The organism is Pseudomonas sp. 22072 (genome assembly GCF_052046095.1).
Classification (GTDB): domain Bacteria; phylum Pseudomonadota; class Gammaproteobacteria; order Pseudomonadales; family Pseudomonadaceae; genus Aquipseudomonas; species Aquipseudomonas paracarnis.
Window position 1 is genome coordinate 60,817 of sequence record NZ_JBQEQE010000025.1, and the last position, 19,433, is coordinate 80,249.

Annotated in this window: 18 protein-coding genes; 9 read left to right on the forward strand and 9 right to left on the reverse strand. The window is 61.5% G+C overall.

Annotated elements, in window-relative coordinates; all coding sequences use genetic code 11:
• Position 1 precedes the first annotated feature (1 nt).
• A complete protein-coding gene (gene tkt, locus ACTJLA_RS21940) occupies positions 2-2,056 on the forward strand; it encodes a transketolase (RefSeq protein ID WP_314544226.1) in 2,055 nt (684 codons plus the stop codon).
• Positions 2,057-2,086: 30 nt separating this feature from the next.
• On the opposite strand, the gene ACTJLA_RS21945 is transcribed toward tkt, so the two are convergent.
• Positions 2,087-2,998, reverse strand: coding sequence for a LysR family transcriptional regulator (locus ACTJLA_RS21945; protein ID WP_034125760.1), 912 nt, complete (start codon positions 2,996-2,998; stop codon positions 2,087-2,089).
• Between the two features lie 250 nt (positions 2,999-3,248).
• Here ACTJLA_RS21945 and ACTJLA_RS21950 point away from each other — a divergent pair, with 250 nt between their 5' ends.
• From ACTJLA_RS21950 to ACTJLA_RS21960, 3 genes are all read left to right on the forward strand, one after another.
• A complete protein-coding gene (locus ACTJLA_RS21950) occupies positions 3,249-4,664 on the forward strand; it encodes a purine-cytosine permease family protein (protein WP_054896557.1) in 1,416 nt (471 codons plus the stop codon).
• 223 nt (positions 4,665-4,887) lie between these two features.
• Positions 4,888-5,397, forward strand: coding sequence for a GNAT family N-acetyltransferase (locus tag ACTJLA_RS21955; RefSeq protein WP_060765081.1), 510 nt, complete (start codon positions 4,888-4,890; stop codon positions 5,395-5,397).
• Positions 5,398-5,705: 308 nt separating this feature from the next.
• Complete coding sequence (locus ACTJLA_RS21960) at positions 5,706-6,272, forward strand: hypothetical protein (RefSeq protein WP_139271524.1); 567 nt, start codon at positions 5,706-5,708, stop codon at positions 6,270-6,272.
• A gap of 146 nt (positions 6,273-6,418) precedes the next feature.
• On the opposite strand, the gene ACTJLA_RS21965 is transcribed toward ACTJLA_RS21960, so the two are convergent.
• A complete protein-coding gene (locus ACTJLA_RS21965; RefSeq protein ID WP_314544236.1) occupies positions 6,419-7,612 on the reverse strand; it encodes a YgcG family protein in 1,194 nt (397 codons plus the stop codon).
• 131 nt (positions 7,613-7,743) lie between these two features.
• Between ACTJLA_RS21965 and ACTJLA_RS21970 the strand changes: the two genes are divergently transcribed.
• Positions 7,744-8,559 carry an alpha/beta fold hydrolase gene (locus ACTJLA_RS21970; protein WP_440842116.1) on the forward strand — a complete coding sequence of 272 codons (816 nt, stop codon included), beginning with the start codon at positions 7,744-7,746 and terminating at the stop codon, positions 8,557-8,559.
• Complete coding sequence (locus ACTJLA_RS21975) at positions 8,549-9,685, forward strand: PAS domain-containing sensor histidine kinase (RefSeq protein ID WP_314544240.1); 1,137 nt, start codon at positions 8,549-8,551, stop codon at positions 9,683-9,685. Before ACTJLA_RS21970 ends, ACTJLA_RS21975 begins: the two co-directional genes overlap by 11 nt.
• On the opposite strand, the gene dapF is transcribed toward ACTJLA_RS21975, so the two are convergent.
• Positions 9,682-10,485 carry a diaminopimelate epimerase gene (gene dapF, locus ACTJLA_RS21980; RefSeq protein WP_198862798.1) on the reverse strand — a complete coding sequence of 268 codons (804 nt, stop codon included), beginning with the start codon at positions 10,483-10,485 and terminating at the stop codon, positions 9,682-9,684. The two genes, ACTJLA_RS21975 and dapF, sit on opposite strands and share 4 nt — an antisense overlap.
• A 162-nt stretch (positions 10,486-10,647) precedes the next feature.
• Between dapF and ACTJLA_RS21985 the strand changes: the two genes are divergently transcribed.
• A complete protein-coding gene (locus ACTJLA_RS21985) occupies positions 10,648-11,145 on the forward strand; it encodes an AAA family ATPase (RefSeq protein WP_089042546.1) in 498 nt (165 codons plus the stop codon).
• A gap of 107 nt (positions 11,146-11,252) precedes the next feature.
• On the opposite strand, the gene ACTJLA_RS21990 is transcribed toward ACTJLA_RS21985, so the two are convergent.
• From ACTJLA_RS21990 to ACTJLA_RS22000, 3 genes are read right to left on the reverse strand one after another with little or no spacing between them, the layout of a single operon-like run.
• Positions 11,253-11,663: an SRPBCC family protein gene (locus ACTJLA_RS21990; protein ID WP_054918606.1), complete on the reverse strand. Its 411-nt coding sequence runs from the start codon at positions 11,661-11,663 to the stop codon at positions 11,253-11,255.
• Positions 11,664-11,688: 25 nt separating this feature from the next.
• A complete protein-coding gene (locus ACTJLA_RS21995; protein ID WP_089042545.1) occupies positions 11,689-12,486 on the reverse strand; it encodes an SDR family NAD(P)-dependent oxidoreductase in 798 nt (265 codons plus the stop codon).
• Positions 12,487-12,497: 11 nt separating this feature from the next.
• The gene (locus ACTJLA_RS22000; RefSeq protein ID WP_198791101.1) at positions 12,498-13,508 is read right to left on the reverse strand and encodes an aldo/keto reductase; all 1,011 of its coding nucleotides are present in this window, start codon (positions 13,506-13,508) and stop codon (positions 12,498-12,500) included.
• Between the two features lie 112 nt (positions 13,509-13,620).
• Between ACTJLA_RS22000 and ACTJLA_RS22005 the strand changes: the two genes are divergently transcribed.
• Positions 13,621-14,505, forward strand: a complete 885-nt coding sequence (locus ACTJLA_RS22005; RefSeq protein ID WP_181125012.1) for a LysR substrate-binding domain-containing protein — start codon at positions 13,621-13,623, stop codon at positions 14,503-14,505.
• A gap of 110 nt (positions 14,506-14,615) precedes the next feature.
• Here ACTJLA_RS22005 and ACTJLA_RS22010 read toward each other — a convergent pair whose 3' ends face one another.
• From ACTJLA_RS22010 to ACTJLA_RS22020, 3 genes are read right to left on the reverse strand one after another with little or no spacing between them, the layout of a single operon-like run.
• On the reverse strand, positions 14,616-15,908 hold the full coding sequence (locus tag ACTJLA_RS22010) for an NAD(P)/FAD-dependent oxidoreductase (protein ID WP_197901116.1): 1,293 nt from the start codon (positions 15,906-15,908) through the stop codon (positions 14,616-14,618).
• Positions 15,905-16,993: a polyamine ABC transporter substrate-binding protein gene (locus tag ACTJLA_RS22015; RefSeq protein ID WP_034125776.1), complete on the reverse strand. Its 1,089-nt coding sequence runs from the start codon at positions 16,991-16,993 to the stop codon at positions 15,905-15,907. Before ACTJLA_RS22015 ends, ACTJLA_RS22010 begins: the two co-directional genes overlap by 4 nt.
• Before the next feature lie 25 nt (positions 16,994-17,018).
• Positions 17,019-18,377 carry a glutamine synthetase family protein gene (locus ACTJLA_RS22020; protein ID WP_014718136.1) on the reverse strand — a complete coding sequence of 453 codons (1,359 nt, stop codon included), beginning with the start codon at positions 18,375-18,377 and terminating at the stop codon, positions 17,019-17,021.
• A 137-nt stretch (positions 18,378-18,514) separates the two neighbouring features.
• Between ACTJLA_RS22020 and ACTJLA_RS22025 the strand changes: the two genes are divergently transcribed.
• Positions 18,515-19,411, forward strand: a complete 897-nt coding sequence (locus ACTJLA_RS22025) for a helix-turn-helix domain-containing protein (RefSeq protein ID WP_259039040.1) — start codon at positions 18,515-18,517, stop codon at positions 19,409-19,411.
• The last annotated feature ends 22 nt before the right edge of the window (positions 19,412-19,433 follow it).

Here is a 19,433-nt window from a genome sequence, read left to right on the forward strand (position 1 = left end):
TATGAATCACGTTGCCACTGCTGCCGACACCCAATGCATCAATACCCTACGCACCCTGGCCATGGATGCCGTGCAGAAGGCCAATTCGGGTCACCCTGGCACGCCCATGGGCCTGGCGCCCGTGGGGTACACACTGTGGAGTCGCTTCCTGCGTTATCACCCCGAACATCCCGACTGGCCCAACCGTGACCGTTTTGTGTTGTCGGTGGGGCATGCCTCGATGTTGCTGTATTCGCTATTGCACCTGGCCGGCGTGGTAGAGATCGACGCCCACGGCAAGCGTTCCGGCCAACCGGCCGTCAGCCTCGAGGATATCAAGCAGTTCAGGCAGATGGGCTCCAAGACCCCCGGCCACCCCGAGTACCGCATGACCACAGGCGTAGAAACCACCACGGGCCCGTTGGGCCAGGGCTGCGCCAACAGCGTGGGCATGGCCATGGCTGAGCGTTGGCTGGCTCAGCGCTTCAACCGCGACGGCCAGGTGCTGTTTGACTACGACGTCTACACCCTGTGCGGTGACGGCGACATGATGGAAGGCATCAGCAGCGAAGCCGCGTCCCTGGCCGGGCACTTGAAGCTCGATAACCTGTGCTGGATCTATGACAACAACACCATCAGCATCGAGGGCCACACTGAGCTGGCGTTCAGTGAAGACGTGATCCAACGCTTCCAGGCGTATGGCTGGCACACCGTGCATGTCACCGACGCCAATGACTTGCAGGCCTTGAGCGTGGCGCTGGAAACCTTCAAGGCCAACACCGGCGCGCCCACCTTGATCGTCGTGGACAGCGTGATCGGCTACGGCTCACCGCACAAACACAATACCGCTGCTGCCCATGGCGAGCCGTTGGGGGACGATGAAATTCGCCTGACCAAGGCCGCCTATGGCTGGCCGCAGGATTCGAGCTTCCTGGTGCCGCAAGAGGCTCGCACAGTGTTGCGCGATGCCCTTTACGAACGTGCCGAGCCGTTGTACGCCGAATGGAACCAGACCCTGGCCTCCCTCGAGCCGCAACGGGCCGATGAACTGCAACGCATGCGCGCCGGGGAAATGCCCGAGCAATGGCAAGCGCACCTGCCAGACTTTGCCGCCGATGCCAAAGGCGTCGCCAGCCGTGCCTCAGGCGGCGAAGTGTTGAATGCCTTCGCCCAACAGATCCCCTGGCTGCTGGGCGGCTCGGCGGATTTGTCGCCCTCGACCAAGACCAACCTCACCTTCGACGGTGCCGGGCGTTTCAGCGCGGATGATTACAGCGGGCGCAACCTGCACTTCGGTATCCGCGAACACGCCATGGGCGCAATCGCCAACGGCATGGCGCTGTCCTACCTGCGCCCGTATACCTCGACCTTCCTGGTATTCAGCGATTACATGAAACCGCCGATCCGCCTGGCGGCGATCATGGAATTACCCGTGATCTTCGTGTTTACCCATGACTCCATCGGCGTCGGCGAGGATGGACCGACACATCAGCCTATCGAACACCTCACCCAACTGCGGGCCACGCCGGGGCTGTTGACCTTGCGCCCGGGCGATGCCAATGAAACGCTGGAATTGTGGAAAGTCGCCTTGGCCCAGACTCATCGGCCCAGCTGTGTCGTGCTGTCACGCCAGCCGCTGCCCACTCTGGATCGCACCCAGTACGCGGCGGCCTGCGGCGCGGCCAAAGGTGCCTACGTGCTGGCCAGTGCGCAAGAGCCTGAGGTCATCCTGATAGGAACAGGCAGCGAAGTCAGCCTGGCGGTCGCCGCGTATGAGCAGCTCAAAGGTGAAGGCATTGCCGCCAGCGTGGTATCGATGCCCAGTTGGGAGCTGTTTGAAGAGCAGGATCAAGCCTACCGCGACAGCGTGTTGCCGCCCGCAGTGAAAGCCCGCGTGGTGGTGGAACAGGCCGGCCCCTTGGGCTGGGACCGCTATGTCGGGCAGACCGGCGCCAAGGTGGTGATGAACAGCTTTGGCGCCTCGGCACCGCTGGCAAAGTTGCAGGAGAAATTCGGGTTTACCCTGGACAATGTGGTGAAGCTGGCCAAGCAACAGCTCCAGTTGGCTGAAAACTGACCCGCATAAGCGCGCGGAGCTGGTTCGCAGTCACGCCAGTAACCGCGCAAGTTCTTCACGGCAATAGTCGACAAACAATTGCACCGGCTTGGTCAGCGGTGCACGACGCAACCACACGGCCGACAGCCCGGACCCCGTGACCGTTTCAGCCAAGGGAATGCACACCACCTTCTGCCCATCATAGGTGTACTCGCTGAAGGGTTTGGTCACCAGGATCGAGAACCCGAACCCGCGCCCCACCATGCCCCGCACCATTTCGATGGAGGGCGAGCTGAATACGATATTCGGGGTCAGCCCGCGCTCTTCGAAGATGCTCACGAAGTAGGTACGGCTGGGCAACACGTCCAGCAAAATCATTGGCTCCAGCACCAGGTCGGCCAGGGACACCCTGGCCTGCTGGGCGAAGCGGTGATCGGCCGGCAGCAACGCATAGGGCTGTTGGGGCGGCATCAACGGCGTGGTCTCGATGGTGCCGCCCAGGTCGTGCTCAAACAACATCGCCACGTCGATACTGCCTGCGGTCAGCGCCTGCACCAATTCCTGCTGCTCGCCATCGCGGATGCGGATCTCCACCCCTGGCCAGCGTGCCTTGAAGCCGGCGATCAAGCGTGGCAGGTACAACGGCGCCACGGTTTCAAAGCAGCCGATGTCGATCTGCCCGGCCACCACGTCATTATCCGCCAGGGCGTTCTGCTCGAACTCATGGGCCACCCGCAACAGCTCCAACGCCTTGCGATAAAAGCGCGCGCCACTGGGCGTAAGGGAAACGCCCTGGGCGTGGTGGCGGATAAACAGCTGCACGCCAAAGCTGTCTTCCAGCTGTTTGATCGCCGTGGACACCGACGGCTGGGCGATATACAGCTTGCGCGACGCCTCGGCGACGCTGCCGCATTCGGCCGTGGTCACAAAATATCTGAGCTGGCGCAGGTTGTAGGCAGCCATCGGCACCTCCATAAACGTGGGTTTTCGCCCCAAACAGGTGCGCAGATACACCGGTTTTTCAAGCCATTGAAGCCCATGCAACATACCGGAGCATAAAACCACGTGAGATATTTTTTTTAAGGTCTATAGCAACAAACTTACTAATTTACCTGCCTGCGCCCATTACAGATGATCACTCCAACAACAAAGCGCCGCCCGTGCAGCGCATAGCGAAGTACGTCCACGTACTCACCTTGCCTTGGAGCTCGTCATGGTTACCACTGCAACATCCTCCGCCCCGCTCATCGAAAAACACACGATTGGATACGTGCCCCCGGAAGATCGCCATGGAAAGGTAAGAGACCTGTTCACCCTGTGGTTCGGCGGCAACATCGCGCCGTTGCCTATCGTCACTGGCGCACTGGGTGTGCAACTGTTCCACCTCAACCTGGTGTGGGGCATTGTCGCCATTCTTGTCGGCCATTTGGTCGGCGGTGTGCTGATGGCATTGCACTCAGCCCAGGGCCCGCAGATGGGCATCCCGCAGATGATCCAGAGCCGTGCTCAGTTCGGCTCCCTCGGCGCGTTGCTGGTGGTGGTGATTGCCGGGGTGATGTACATCGGCTTCTTCGCCTCCAACATTGTGCTGGCCGGTAAATCCCTGCACGGCGTGGTGGACGTCGTACCTGTACCGGTGGGCATCGTTATCGGCGCCATTGGTTCCGGGATCATCGGCATCATCGGCTATCGCTTCATCCACGTACTCAATCGAATCGGCACCTGGGTACTGGGCGCCGGCATCGTGCTGGGCTTTGGCTACATCTTCACCCATGTACAGACCACGGATTTCCTCACCCGTGGCAGCTTCAACATCTCGGGTTGGCTGGCCACCGTTTCCCTGGCCGCGCTGTGGCAGATCGCCTTTGCGCCCTACGTGTCGGACTATTCCCGCTACCTGCCAGCCGACGTGCCGGTAGCCGCCACCTTCTGGACCACCTACCTGGGCTCGGCGCTAGGGTCGAGCCTGGCGTTCATCTTCGGCGCCGTGGCAGTGCTCGCCACGCCGGTAGGCATGGACACCATGGACGCCGTCAAACTCGCCACCGGCGCCATCGGTCCGTTGATGCTGGTGCTGTTCCTGCTCAGCGTGATCAGCCACAACGCCCTCAACCTGTACGGCGCGGTGCTGTCGATCATCACCCTGGTACAGACCTTCGCCTACCGCTGGATCCCGACCGCGAAAAGCCGTGCGGTGATTTCCATCATCGTGCTGGCCGCCTGTTCGATTGCGGCGGTATTTGCCTCCCAAGACTTCATCGGCCACTTCGTCGACATGGTGCTGGTGCTGCTCGTGGTGCTGGTGCCCTGGACGGCGATCAACCTGATCGACTTCTACGCCATTCACAAAGGCCAATACGACATCGCCTCGATCTTCCGTGTGGATGGCGGCATCTACGGCAAGTACAACCCGCAGGCGCTGCTGGCCTATGCGGTGGGGATCGCGGTGCAGATTCCGTTCATGAACACGCCGCTGTACGTCGGGCCGATTTCGCAGCACATCAACGGCGCGGACTTGTCGTGGGTGGTGGGGCTGGCGGTGACGTCACCGTTGTACTTCTGGTTGGCGAGTCGGGACAGTGCGTATAAGCGCCGGATGGACAGTGGCAAGTTGGTGGGAGGGGTTTGATACAGACTCTCGGTCGCGCCTGCCCTACCCGTTACAACGTGTAGGAGCGCGCTTGCTCGCGAAAAACTCGCAGGCGCCGCGTTCATCCAGGAGGCGCGCGTTATCGTTGACGTTTTTCGCGAGCAAGCTCGCTCCTACAAGGGGTGATGAATGGCCGTGCGGTGCCATAGCCCCGATGTTTCTCTATGATGTGGCCTTTCACTGAACATCCCTGGAACCGCCCATGCCCACTCTCACCCTGCGCAACGCCCTGCCCACCGACGCCGCACGCTGCTTTCACATTGAAACCACCGCTTACGAAGGCGACGAAGCCGCAACGCTTGAAAAAATCGCCACGCGCATCGCGCAGTATCCCGAGGGATTTCTGATCCTGGAGGAAGATGGCGCAGTGGTGGGGTTCATCAACTCGGGCTGTGCCCATGAGGTGGTAATGTCGGACGAGGCTTTCAAGGAGTTGGTGGGCCATGACGCCGAGGCGCCGAATGTGGTGATCATGTCGGTGGTGGTCGACCCGGCCCATCAAGGCAAGGGCTATGCGAAAAGACTGATGACCGCGTTCGTGCAGCGCATGGGAACACTGGGCAAGCAGACGATTCATCTAATGTGCAAGCAACAGCATGTGCCGTTGTACACCCGCATGGGCTATACCTACGTGCGCCCTTCGCCGTCGGATCACGGTGGGATGGCGTGGCATGAAATGGTGATGGCGTTGAAAGCCACACCGTCGCAGTAGTGATTGTGTGTTGCAAGGCATGAAACTGCCGAAAAGCCGTGCAGGGAACGAATGCTTTTCAACAGGTAAAAATCCTGGATTTGTCTGTGCTGTCTGACGTCAAGCCTGACGCTGCAAAGCGTTATCTCAGATTGTGCCTACAGCAACTTCTCCCGCTGTATGAGCTAACCACACAGGGGTTTCACACGCTTACATTCACGCGAAACAGGCCACATTGAGTGAAGGTTCCGGGCGCTGTAGCCTGCGAAACACCCCGCCAGGACCCTGCCCCGGCGGGGCATCTTCCTAGCTATCACAGAGGTGTAATCGTGTCTTCAATCAGTGGCTTCACCCCATCCATCCCGACCCATCAACCTGTTGACGCAAACAAGATCGATAACGATAAACCCAGGTACAACCCCTTGGAAGAAAACAGGGTTGGCGATGATGCAGAAGTGTCCGGTGGCAAGTGCGGCTGGAAGAGCGTCGGCGACGAATATCGGGCCTACGCCAATCGCAATCGGTTTGATCGCCTCTTCCTGCCTTCGGACAAAAAAGCCATCCACGTCGCTCAGGTCCATCCTCTTCCCCATCGGTTTGATCACCACTTCGTGCCTTCGGACAAAAAGGTCATCGACGACGCGCAGTTCCACCCTCTTCCCCATCGGTTTGATCAGATCTTCCTGCCTTCGGACAAAAAGGTCATCGACGACGCGCAGATCCACCCTCTTCCCCGTCGGTTTGATCACCTCTGCCTGCCGTCGGACAAAAAGGTCATCGACGACGCGCAGATCCCCCCTCTTCCCCATCGGTTTGATAACGGTTACCTGCCTGCGGACCAAAAGGTCATCGACGACGCTCCGAGCGTCGCCAATCGCGCCCCCATAGATTCCTAAATCAAATCCGACGGCAAGGGCGGTTGGGTCAAGGCGTAACAGTGCAAACGACTGTTTGCTATCCAAGCCGTTGCGCCTCTCCATGGTATTGCCAAACACGCGCTTGCCATGGGTGGGGTGCGAAAGCGTGGGCATCCGCCAGCGAGTCACCAACTGCCGGAAGCCCCACCACCGCCACTGGAACCACCACCACCGGACGAGCTGCTGCTAGAACTGCTGGAACTTGAACCGGAGCCACCGCCCGAGCCAGATCCAGCCCCCTCGCCAACCTTGCCAAAGATAATCAGCGCGACAAACGATGCGATAGGAAACGCCAGCAGCCAGCCGTCGCGGCCGTCGTCAATCACCCATCCTGCCACCACGTACACCACTACCGCCGCCAGCAACCGCACAATAAAACCGGCGCGGCTGGTGCGCCATGTCTCTCTCATGATCAGCAGCAGTACCAGGTACAACCCCAGCACCACCAAGACGCCCAATGGCCACAGCAGCCAATGGATGAAACTGACATCCACGTACTGGTTTGCCATAACCAACCCGAGGCTGTAAGCCAGCAGCCCGATCACACAGTAAAACAGCGTACGCACCTGCCACAGCGCGCCGAATATCGCGCCGCCTATCAACAGCGTCAGCGGCACGACAAACAGGAACATCGGCCACTCCCAACCGCCCGCCAGCAGCGTCAACAACAGCGTGGCCGCCACGGCGGCGATCAACGCCTTGCGCCAATGCAGCTTGCCGGCTGCAATCGCCACGCCGCCCAAGCCGCCCAGGATAAGCGCCGCCAACAATGCCATGAATTGGGGGTTGATCCCGGCTCCCGCCAGTTGCGGCAGGTCACCGCCGTCCACCAGCACGGTCAGGGCGTCCACCCCCTGTTGCACACCGCCGGCAAAATCGCCCTGGCGAAACGCCGGGGTGATCTGTTCTTCAATAATACGATGGGCCAGCAGGTCGGTGACGATGCCTTCCAGGCCGTAGCCCACCTCGATACGTACCTTGCGGTCGTCCTTGGCCACCACCAGCAGGATGCCGTCGTTGACGTCCTTGCGTCCCAGTTTCCAGGCACGAAACAGCTGGTTGGCGTAGCCTTCGATATCGGCGCTGCCGGTGGTTGGCACCAGCAATACCGCCACTTGCGCGCCTTTGCGTTGTTCAAGGTCAGCCAGTTGTTGCTTGAGGCGCTGGGCGGTGCCCGAGTCGAGGGTGTTTGTCAGGTCAATGACCCGCTGATCAAGGGCTACCCCAATCGGCGAGGTGTCCGCATGAGCGGTGATCAACAGGCTGGAAAATACCAGGGCCAGTAGGCTGAACACCGATTGCCGCACAAGCACGATCATGTATGGTTACCTGAAGTCTCTCCCTGAAGGCGCCGACTTTACCTTATCTGCGTGCAAACGCGTGACCCAGGGCCTGCGACTATCTAAACTGCCGATCAGCTGCATAGCAATAAGCCATCTACGGGACGCCCATGGACCTAAGTCACCGCAACAATGTACATGTGATGGGCAACGGTCCCTCGACCCTGGTGTTTTCCCACGGTTTCGGTTGCAACCAGGCCATGTGGGATGCCCTGGCGCCGCACTTTCTCGACCGCTTTCGCGTGGTGCTGTATGACCTGGTTGGCGCCGGCCTGTCGGACTTGAGTGCGTTCGACAAAGCCAAATACAGCCGCCTGGATGGCTATGCCCATGACTTGAACGAGATTATCGACGCCTACGCCCAAGGCCCGGTGATTCTAGTGGGCCACTCGGTGAGCTCGATGATCGGCACTCTCGCTGATCGTTTCATCCCGGAACGCATTGCCGCGCATGTGATGATTGGCCCATCGCCGCGCTATATCGATACCGAGGAATATGTCGGCGGTTTCAAGCGCGACGACATCGACGACCTGCTCGACACCCTCGACAGCAACTACCTCGGCTGGTCCAGCGCCATGGCCCCGATGATCATGGGCGCCCCGACGCAGCCGCACCTGAGCGAGGTGCTCACCGACAGCTTCTGTCGCACCGAGCCGGACATCGCCAAGCAGTTCGCCCGCGTGACCTTCCTGTCGGATAACCGCCAGGATGTGTTCGGCCTGACCACCCCGGTGCTGATCCTGCAATCGACCGACGACCTGATCGCCCCCGTGGCCGTGGGTGAATACCTGCACACCGTATTACCTAACAGCACTTATTGCCTAGTCGAGAATGTCGGCCATTGCCCGCATATGAGCGCCCCTCAGGCGTGTGCCGCGGCGATGGACCGGTTCCTGGCCCCTTGGGCGGCTGCCGATGCCCGTTGACCCGCTGTTTGACAGCGCGGCCTGTGCCCTGGCGGTGACCCAGGAAGATGGCACGATCCTGCACGTCAACCCACGCTTGTGCGATTGGCTGGGCTTCACGGCGGCCCAACTGCTGGGCCGGCGTTTCCAGGACCTGCTGGCCATGGGCGGGCGGATTTTCTACCAGACGCACCTGGCGCCAATGCTGCGCATGCACGGCAGCGTCACCGAGGTGAAGCTCGACATCCGCCATTGCAACGGGCACAAAGTCACGGTCTTGCTCAATGCCAACCAGCGCCAGCAGCCGGCCGGCGTGGTGTATGACCTGGCGCTGTTCGGCACCACCGACCGTGACAAGTACGAGCGCGAACTGCTCAATGCGCGCAAGCAGGCCGAAGCCCTGCTGCAGGAAAAAACCGCCACGGAACTGGCCCTGCAACAGGCCCAGGCCGAGCTGAGCGAGGCCTATGCCATTGCCCAGCGCCGGGCGTTGTTTGCCGAACAGATGGTGGCGATTGTCAGCCACGACCTGAAAAACCCTCTGACTGCGATCCGCATGGCCGCCGACTTTCTCCAGCGCGGCGAGCGCACGGCCAAGGAGCGCCAGCTACTGGGGCACATCGGCCAGTCTTCCGAACGCGCCCATCGCATGATCGCCGACCTGCTGGACTTCACCCAGGCCCGGGTCGGCCAGGGCATTACCATCAAGCCGCAACCGCTGGACCTGCATGGCGTTATTCATCGCAGCGTCGACGAACTGCGGGTGGCCTTCCCCAAGGCCACGCTGGTGCATCACGCCGAGGGCCAGGGCGACGCCTGCCTGGACGCCGACCGTGTGCAACAGATGATCGGTAACCTGGTGGCCAACAGCGTGGCCTATGGCGACTTGCTGCAGCCGATTACCATCACATCACGCCTGGGCGACAACAGCTGCGCGGTTGCGGTGCACAACCACGGCCCGGCGATTCCGCAAACCCTGCTGGCCGGGTTGTTCGAACCCATGACCCGCGGCACCGACCAAGGCAGCGACGTGCGTAGCGTAGGCCTGGGCCTGTATATCGTGCGCGAACTGGCCAAAGTACATGGCGGCGACGTGGCGGTGAGTTCCTGTGCGAGTGCCGGCACCACGTTTACCGTGAAGTTCTAGTCCAGGTACGCGGTGCCCTGCATGATCGGCTCGACACGGCCGGTCAATATCACGCCGCCCTGCCCGTCCCATTGCACCGTGACCGCGCCACCGTCGCACTGGACTTCCACACGCTCATCGAGCAGCCCTCGCCGGATGCCGTTGACGACCGCCCCGCAACAGCATGAGCCGGACCCCAGCGGCACACCGCCGCCACGCTCCCAGATACGCAGGCGGATATGGCCGCGGTCCAGCACTTGCACGAAATGCACATTGGTCCTGGCCGGAAACAGCGGGTGAACTTCCAGGGTCGAGCCTATGGCCTCAATATCGAGCGCAGTCACATCCTCTACAAAAAACGTGCAATGCGGGTTGCCCATGCTGCACGCTGCCGGCTGGCCGTCGATAGGCAACACGCAGGTGTCCATCGCCTTGGCCAAGGGTACCGACGCCCAGCCCAGCGAGGGTGCGCCCATGTCCACCGACACCCGCTGCCCATCAGCACGTGTGCATGTCAGTAAACCGCGGTCGCTAAGCAGCACGATGGTCTCGGCGCCTGCCTCATGCATCAGGCGATCGGCCACGCCACGAGTCGCGCTGCCGCAGGTTTGCAGGCGTGTTCCGTCGGGGTTCCAGAACTGAACGCGCGCGGCGGCCTGCTCACAGTCGAGCACCACCGCCAGTTGATTGAAACCGATGCCGGTGCGGCGGTTACCCAGATGGCGGGCAATCTGCGCATTAATGGGGTTATCCTCGCCACGGCGGTCGATGATAATGAAGTCATCGCCGTGGGCGTGCATCTTCACGAACGGCAGGGTCATGGGCGCTCCTGTGGGTGAAATGAATCACGCGGTTCTAATACCACTGTAGGAGCGAGCTTGCTCGCGAAAAACNCTCACAGGCACCGCGTTTATTCAGGCAGTACGCGTTTTGTTGGCGTTTTTCGCGAGCAAGCTCGCTCCTACATATGGAGTTGATGGGTCATGCTTATTGTATTCAGCGGCTTGCCTGGCAGTGGCAAGACCACGATTGCCAGGGAGCTGGCGCGACAGTTGGGCGCGGTTTACCTGCGTATTGATGTGATTGAGCAGGCGCTGCGGGAGGCTGCGGTGTTGGCGGGCGATGTGGGGGCCAGTGGCTACGGTGTGGCGAATGCGCTGGCGCTGAGTAACCTGCGCCTGGCACAGCGGGTAATCGCCGATTGTGTGAACCCGGTGAAGGAAAGCCGCGATGCCTGGCAAGCGGTGGCGACAGCGGCCGGCGTGGCACTGATCAATATCGAGGTAGTGTGTACCGATCAGCAGGCGCATCGGCGCCGAGTCGAAGGGCGTGTGGGCGATATTCCGGGGCTGGTGCCACCGACCTGGGAATCGGTACAGGTGCATGAGTATGAACGCTGGGAGGTACCACCGTTCAGGCTGGATACGGCGCAGATGACGCCGGCAGAGGCTGTCGCGGCAGCCTTGCTCCATATAGGCTAAACCCCACCTGTGGCGAGGGAGCTTGCTCCCGCTGGGGCGCGAAGCGGCCCCGCTCTTTGTGGGACTGCTACGCAGTCCAGCGGGAGCAAGCTCCCTCGCCACAATCTTTAGAAGTTACCGCGCAGCGCCTCAAGCCCGCCTTCGTAAATACCGGCAAACAATTCCTCGACTTGCGCATCGGTGGTGCCCGCTGCCGGCGTGAACACGCCGGACCAGGTCACTTTCGCCGAGGTGTCCGTCAACGCTTCCACCTGCAAGGTCGACAGGTAAGCACTCACCGGAAACGGCGACGCTTCAATGGTGTAGCTGTAGGTGCGCGCCACGTTGTCGAAAGTCTGTAAGCGCTCGACAATCGTGCCGCCGTCAGCGGCGGTCAGGTGACGCACACGACCACCCTCGCTCGGCTCGCTCTTGGCAATCAAAGGCAGCCAGTCGGGCAGGCTGTTGAAGCCGCCAATCAGTTGCCAGACTTGGTCGGCCGACACCGCAATTTCAATCACAGAAGAAGCTGTTGCCACAATCAATACTCCAGTCAGGAAAAAATCAGATTGCCATGCTGTCGACAACGCCACCGTCGACCCGCAGCGCGGCACCGGTCGTCGCCGAAGACAGCGGTGAAGCAATGTACGCCACCAGGTTCGCCACTTCATCCACATTGGCCGCACGCTGGATGATCGAGGTGGGCCGCGCATGGCGCACAAACACATCTGCTTCGTCTCGGGCACTGCGCCCGGATTCGGCCGTGGCGTCCTTGAGCATGTGTTCCAGGCCATCGGTAAAGGTCGGCCCCGGCAAGATAGCATTCACCGTCACCCCAGTACCCGCCAGGCGCTTGGCCAGGCCGTGGGACACCGCCAGGTTGGCGCTTTTGGTCACTCCGTAGTTGATCATGTCAGCCGGCGTCGCCACGCCGGACTCCGACGACACGAAGATCACCCGCCCCCAGCCCTGCTCGACCATACCCGGCACATAATGCCGCGCCAGGCGCACGCCGGAGATCACATTGACCTCATAGAAGCGCGCCCACTCACTGTCCGGCGCGTCGAAGAAATCCACCGCGTCGAAGATGCCCAGGTTGTTGACCAGAATGTCGGCGCGGGGTTCGGCGGCGAAGAGTTTCTGTGCGCCTTCAACGGTCCCGAGGTCGGCCACCACACCACGCAGTTGAGCAGCGGGAACCGCTTGGCGAATACTCGCCAAGGCGTCGTCCACCTTGCCTGCATCACGCCCGATCACCACCACCGTGGCGCCGGATTGCGCCAGGGCCTGGCTGATGCCCAGGCCGATACCGGCGGTGCTGCCGCTGACAATAGCCACTTTGCCGCTTACATCAATCTTCATGCTCAAGCTCCTTAACGTGAGAGAGGCAAAGGTGCACGGTCCGAGATCAAGCGGGCCCCGCGCAACGCTTGCCAGAAGGCTGCTGGAATCTGCTCAGACAACGCCGCGACGTCTTCGGCAATCCGCCCCGGACGACTGGCACCGGGAATCACCGCCGCCACCGCCGGATGCGCCAGTGAGAACTGTAGAGCAGCGGCCTTGATACTGACGCCAAACGTCTGGGCAATTGCCTTGATCTGCTCGACCTTGGCAATGATCGCCGGGCTGGCTTGCTGGTATTCAAAATGCGCACCGCCAGCGAGGATGCCGGAGCTGTACGGGCCACCGACGACGATCTCCACCTGCTGGGCGTGGGCCGCGTCCATCAGGCGCTGCAAGGCGCGGTCGTGGTCCAGCAGCGTATAGCGCCCCGCCAGCAGAAAACCATCAGGCTGGGCCTCGGTCAGGTCCAGGGTCAATTCGCAAGGCTCGACACGATTGACGCCCAGCCCCCACGCCTTGATCACCCCTTGCTCGCGCAAACGGGTGAGTACTTTGAAGGCGCCAGTGCGGGCTTGGTTGAAGTATTCCAGCCATTGGTCGCCGTAAAAATCCTGGGCGATGTCGTGAACCCACACGATGTCCAGGCGGTCGGTTTGCAGGCGTGTCAGGCTGTCTTCAATGGAGCGCAGCGTGGCGTCGGCACTGTAGTCATTGAGTATTTTATTCGGGCGGCCGTGTTCGAATACGCCGCTTTTTTCCCCAAGGTCACGGGCGGTTTCTTCGACTTCATCCAGAATCACCCGGCCGACCTTGGTGCTGAGCACGTAGTCATCGCGGTGATAGTTGGACAGGGCCTGGCCCAAGCGGATTTCCGACAGGCCCGCGCCGTAGAACGGCGCGGTATCGAAGTAACGCACGCCCTGGCTCCAGGCGGCCTCGACGGTGGCCTGGGCTTCTTCTTCGGGGATAGCGCGAAACATATTGCCCAAGGGGGCGGTGCCAAAGCCCAGTACGCCGGGCAGTGTGTATTTCAAGCTCATGGTGGTTCCTCAATCGGTGCGAGGTCGCTGTGACCGTTGAGCAGATGCTAGATTGCACTGATCAGACCGTCCAAGACATACTGCGACCAACTTGAGTCCTTGCAGGTCTTACATGATCGATCTACGCCAGTTGCGCTACTTCGAAGTGGTAGCCGAAGAAGAACACGTCGGCCGCGCCGCCGAGCGCTTGCACATTTCCCAATCGCCCCTGAGCCGGCAGATCGCCCAGCTCGAGGAACGCCTGGGCCTTACCCTGTTCGAACGCAGCCAGCAGCGTATCCGCTTGACCCGCGACGGCCAGACTTTCCTGGCCGAAACCAAGGCACTGCTGACCCACGCCAACCGCCTGGAGTCTCTGGGCAAGCGCCTGGGCCGCGGCGAAGAAGGCGGTTTGTGCATCGGTTATATCGAAAACGCCATGCACGCCGGTGTCTTGCCCAATGCCTTGCGCATACTGCGCGACGACCGGCCCGCCGTACATATCAAGCTGTACAACCTGCCCTCCCTGGAACAACTGGAAGGTTTGCGCCAACGCAGCCTGGACATCGCCCTGGTGAGCGAACCACCTGCCGCCGACGACCCGGACCTGACCGCCTGGCAAGTCCTCGATGACCCGATGCTGCTGGCCCTGCCTGAACAGCATCCGCTGGCTCAACACCCTGAACTGTTGCCCGAACACCTGGCCGACCAACAATGGATCGGCGTGCAGCGCAAACCTGGCGCCAACCCGGCCGATGATTTCGTCGCCGCCTGCATCCGCGCCGGTTTCACCCCGCAGATCCCCATGGAGGCCAGCGAGCCCTTTACTGCATTGGGCCTGGTCGCGTCGGGGCTAGGGGTGGCGATGGTGCAAAAGGGCCTGAGCCGCAACGCTCCACCGGGCGTGGTATTGCGCGAACTGCCGTGGCTGGCCTACACCACACCGCTGTGGGCGGCCTGGCACCGCGTCAACTTGAGGCCGTTGGTGGAAACCTTTCGCAAAGTGCTGACCGACTGATCGTTCCCACGCTCCGCGTGGGAATGCATCCCATGACGCTCCGCGTCACTAAACGGCGGGACGCGGAGCGTCCGCGGCGGCGTTCCCACGCAGAGCGTGGGAACGATCAATCAGAGTGCTTCGCGCAACCGATACCACAACATCCCCAACGCCAGCAGCGGCGAGCGCAGCGCCTTGCCACCGGGAAAGGTCATGTGCGGCACCTGGCTGAAAATATCCAGGCCCTGGCTTGCACCCGCGTGTATCCCTTCGGCCAGCAACCGTGCGCACCAGTGCGTCACGTTCAAGCCGTGGCCGGAATAGCCTTGGGCATAGAACACGTTGGGGTACTGCTTGAGGCGCCCGACCTGGGGAAAACGGTTGGCGGTGATGCCAATCTTGCCGCCCCACTGGAATTCGATAGCCGTGTTGGCCAACTGCGGGAACACCTTGAGCATTTTCGGGCGCATGTACGCGGCGATGTCCTGGGGATCGCGCCCCGAGTAGTGGCAGGCGCCACCGAACAACAGACGCCGGTCGGCGGTCAGCCGGTAGTAATCCAGGCCGACTTTCTGGTCGCACAGCGCCAGGTTCTGTGGGATCAACTGCTGGGCCACGGGCTCAGGCAGAGGCTCGGTGGCGATGATGTAGCTGCCCGCCGGCAGTACCTTGCCGCTCAAGCGCGGCTCCAGCTCCTCAAGATGGGCATTGCATGCCAGCACCAGGTTGGCTGCGCGCACGCTGCCGCCTGTGCAGCGCACCCGCACCGTCTCGCCATGGATCAGCTCCAGCACCGGGCTGTACTCAAAGATACGCACCCCGAGGGCCTCGGCCGCCTGCGCTTCACCCAATATCAGGTTGAGCGGGTGCAGATGCCCGGAACCCATGTCGACCAGGCCGCCGGCATACATAGCAGAGCCCACCACCTGTGCCATGTCTTGTGGGCCGACCAGCCGCGTTTCATGGGCATACCCCACGGCCGCCAGGTGCGCCTGTTCGCCCTTGAACGCCGCGAACTGCGCCGGAGTATTGGCGAGTTCGCAAAAGCCCCAGCGCAGGTCACAGTCGATGCCGTGCTCGGCAATGCGCTGGCCCACCAGGGCGACCGAGTCGATACCGGCCCGCTCCATATAGCGCACGCCCTCCTCGCCCACGTATTTGGCAAACCCGGAGACATCATGGCCAATGCCACGGATCAATTGCCCACCGTTGCGCCCGCTGGCGCCCCAACCGATGCAGCGCGCTTCCAGCAGCACCACCGACAGCCCGCGCTGGGCCAGTTCAATGGCGGTGTTGACCCCGGTGAAACCGCCGCCGATCACACACACATCGGCGCTCAGGTCTGCCTCAAGTGCGGGCCGCTGCACCATGGCATTCGCCGAAGCGCGGTAATAGGACGGGGCATGTTCATTGGACTGCATCATCGGTTGGACTTCACTTTGCTCCAGGCGCGGGTCATCACGCGCATGGTCGCCGGCGTAGGCGTGGTGGAGATATAGAGTTTGTCGAGTACGTCCTGGGGCGGATACACCTCAGGATTGTTCACCAGCTCCGCAGGCATGAACGGCTTGGCGGCCGGGTTGGCGTTGGCATAGCCCACCGAGGTGCTGACCTTGGCAATCACCTCAGGCTCAAGCAGGTCGTTGATGAACGCATGGGCTTCTTTAGGGTTGCTCGCATCGGCCGGAATCGCCAACAGGTCGAACCACAGGTTAGAGCCTTCCTTGGGGATCGAGTACGCAATGTTCACCCCGTTCTTGGCTTCCTTGGCGCGGTTGGCGGCCTGGAACACATCGCCGGAATAACCGAAGGCCACGCAGATATTGCCGTTGGCCAGGTCCGAGATGTACTTGGAAGAGTGGAAATAGGTGATGTACGGCCGCAGCGTCAGCAGCTTGGCTTCGGCCTGCTTGTAGTCCTCGGCATTCTCGCTGCGTGGGTCCTTGCCCATGTAGTTGAGGATCGCCGGGAACAGCTCATCCGCTGAATCGAGGAAGGCCACGCCGCACTCATGCAGCTTCTTGATATTTTCCGGTTCAAACAGCACGGCCCACGAGTCGATGCGGTCGATGCCCAGCACTTGCTTGACCTTGTCGACGTTGTAGCCAATGCCATTGGTGCCCCACAGGTACGGCACCGAGTGCGCATTACCGGGGTCGTTCTGTTCCAGTAACTTCAGCAGCTTGGGGTCCAGGTTCTTGAAGTTGGGCAACTGCGCGCGGTCAAGCTTGAGGAACGCGCCGGCCTTCACCTGGCGCGCCAGGAAGTGGTTGGACGGCACCACCACGTCATACCCGGTACGCCCGGCCAGCAACTTGCCCTCCAGGGTTTCGTTGGAGTCGAACACATCGTAGATCACCTTGATGCCGGTCTTGGCCTGGAAATCCGCCAAGGTGGTCTCGCCAATGTAATCGGTCCAGTTGTAGACACTCACCGTCGGCGCCGCCTGACCGGCACCGCTGAACGCCGCGACCAGGGCCAGTGGAAGAAGCTTGTTCACAAGACGCATATCGTCACCCCTCTTATGCTTGTTTTCAGACGCTCAACAGCAGGAACTCACGCTCCCAGGAACTGATCACCCGCTTGAAATTCTCATGTTCGGCGCGCTTGACCGCGACGTAGCCGCGCACGAATTTTTCGCCCAGGTACTGCTTGACCGTGTCGCAATCCTCCATGCGCGCCAGCGCATCTTCGAGGGTGAACGGCAGGCGCAGGTTGCGGCGTTCATAGGCGCGGCCTTCCACCGGGGCACTGGGTTCGATGTGCTCGATCATGCCCAGGTAGCCACACAACAAGCTGGCAGCAATCGCCAGGTAAGGATTGGCATCGGCGCCCGGCAGGCGGTTTTCCACGCGCATCGCCTCCGGGCTGGAAGTGGGTACGCGCAGGCCGACGGTGCGGTTCTCTTCGCCCCATTCGACGTTGACCGGCGCCGAGGTGTCCGGCAAAAAACGCCGAAACGAGTTCACGTTGGGTGCAAACATCGGCAGCAGCTTGGGGATGTACTTCTGCAGGCCGCCGATGTGATGCAGGAACAACGGGCTCATGTTGCCGTCGGCATCGACGAACACCGGTTTGCCGGTGGCGATTTCGACCACGCTCTGGTGCAGGTGCATGGCGCTGCCGGGCTCGTCGGCCACCGGCTTGGCCATGAAGGTGGCGGCGACGTTGTGCTTGAGGGCGGCCTCGCGCAAGGTGCGCTTGAACACCGTGATCTGGTCGGCCAGGTCCAGGGCGTCGCCATGGCGAAAGTTGATTTCCATCTGCGCCGGGCCGTCTTCGTGGATCAGCGTATCGAGGTCCAGACCCTGGGCTTCGCACCAGTCGTAGACGTCTTCGAACAGCGGGTCGAATTCGTTGGCGGCATCGATGGAAAACGACTGGCGCCCGGTTTCGGCGCGGCCCGAGCGGCCGATGGGAGTTTTCAATGGCAGGTCCGGATCTTCGCAGCGCTGGGTCAGGTAGAACTCCATTTCCGGCGCGACAATCGGCTGCCAGCCTTGGTCGGTGTAGAGCTGCAGGACTTTCTTCAACACATTGCGCGGCGACAGTTCGATGGGGTTGCCCTGCTTGTCGAAGGTGTCGTGGATCACGATGGCGGTGGGCTCGATGGCCCACGGCACTACGTAAGTGGCGTTGGCGACCGGGCGGCAAATCATGTCGATATCGGCCGGGTCCAACAGGTCGTAATAGATATCGTCGTCGACAAAGTCCCCGGTTACCGTTTGCAGCAACACACTTTCCGGCAGGCGCATGCCTCGCTCATGCAGGAACTTGTTGGTGGGTGCAATCTTGCCGCGTGCGATGCCAGTCAAGTCACTGATCACGCATTCGACTTCGGTAATCTTGTGTTCTTTCAGCCAGGTGGACAGCTGATCGAAGGGGGCGTTCATAAGGACCTCGTCTTGGGTGGGATGCGACGCCGGGTTGTACTCCCAGCGCATTGAGGTCTATCTTGGGCCAGCCTTGAAACGGCATCTATCCACTTTGCACGCGGCACAACGCACCAATAGAGTGCGCACGGATCACCATGACACAGGCAACCGCTTTGCGCGTACAGGCCTTCGCCACCGGCGATGTGGCCGCCCAATGCAGTGCGACACCCGGCTGGGTGCAGCAGTACCAGCAGATGTCCCCCGGGCATTTTGCCGGGCAGGTGCGCTACCTCGACCTGCAAGGGGTGCAGGTCTACGAAGAATGCATGAACACCCGGGTGGAGCAGCATTTCAACGCACCTGCCGGCGCCCTGGCGTTCTGTTTCGACGCCAGTGACAACGCGCTGTACCTGCTCAATGGCGAAAGCCGCAACACCTGGATCACCCCGGTCAACTACCGCGAAGTGGCCGTGGTGTTCGGCCCGCAGTTCGTCCAGCGCCACGGCCTGGATATGGCCAAGCTCGAAGGCCTGTTCATGGCACCGCTGAGCTGTCGGCAAAATGCGCTGTTCACTCGCTGGCTGAGCGGCACCCTTACGCGCCTGTCGGCACTGACCGACCCCATCAGCCGCGATGCCCTCACCCAGCAACTGCTCGACGACTGCCTGTTTATCCTCGATAACGCCTGCGTGTGCCTGGACGGCAGTTCATTGCAAAAGCGCAATGAAGAACGCCAATTGATGGCGCGCATCGGCGAATGGGCGGCGGATGCACCGGATGAAACCGCCAACCTGTTGGAACTGGCGCAGATTGCGGGTGTGCCGTTGCGCCAATTGCAGCAAGGGTTCAAGACCTACACGGGGATGAGCCCGGCGCAGTGGTTGCGGTTGCGCCGCTTGAACGGGGCGCGGCGGGAGTTGCTGAGCACGACCGAAACCACGGTGGCCGAGGTCGCGATGAATTGGTCGTTCTGGCATTTGGGGCGGTTTTCAAACAGCTACCGGGCGCTTTTTCAGGAGCTGCCCAGCGAAACCCTGAAACGCTCCAGCTGAAAAAACACGCTTGACCTTGTGG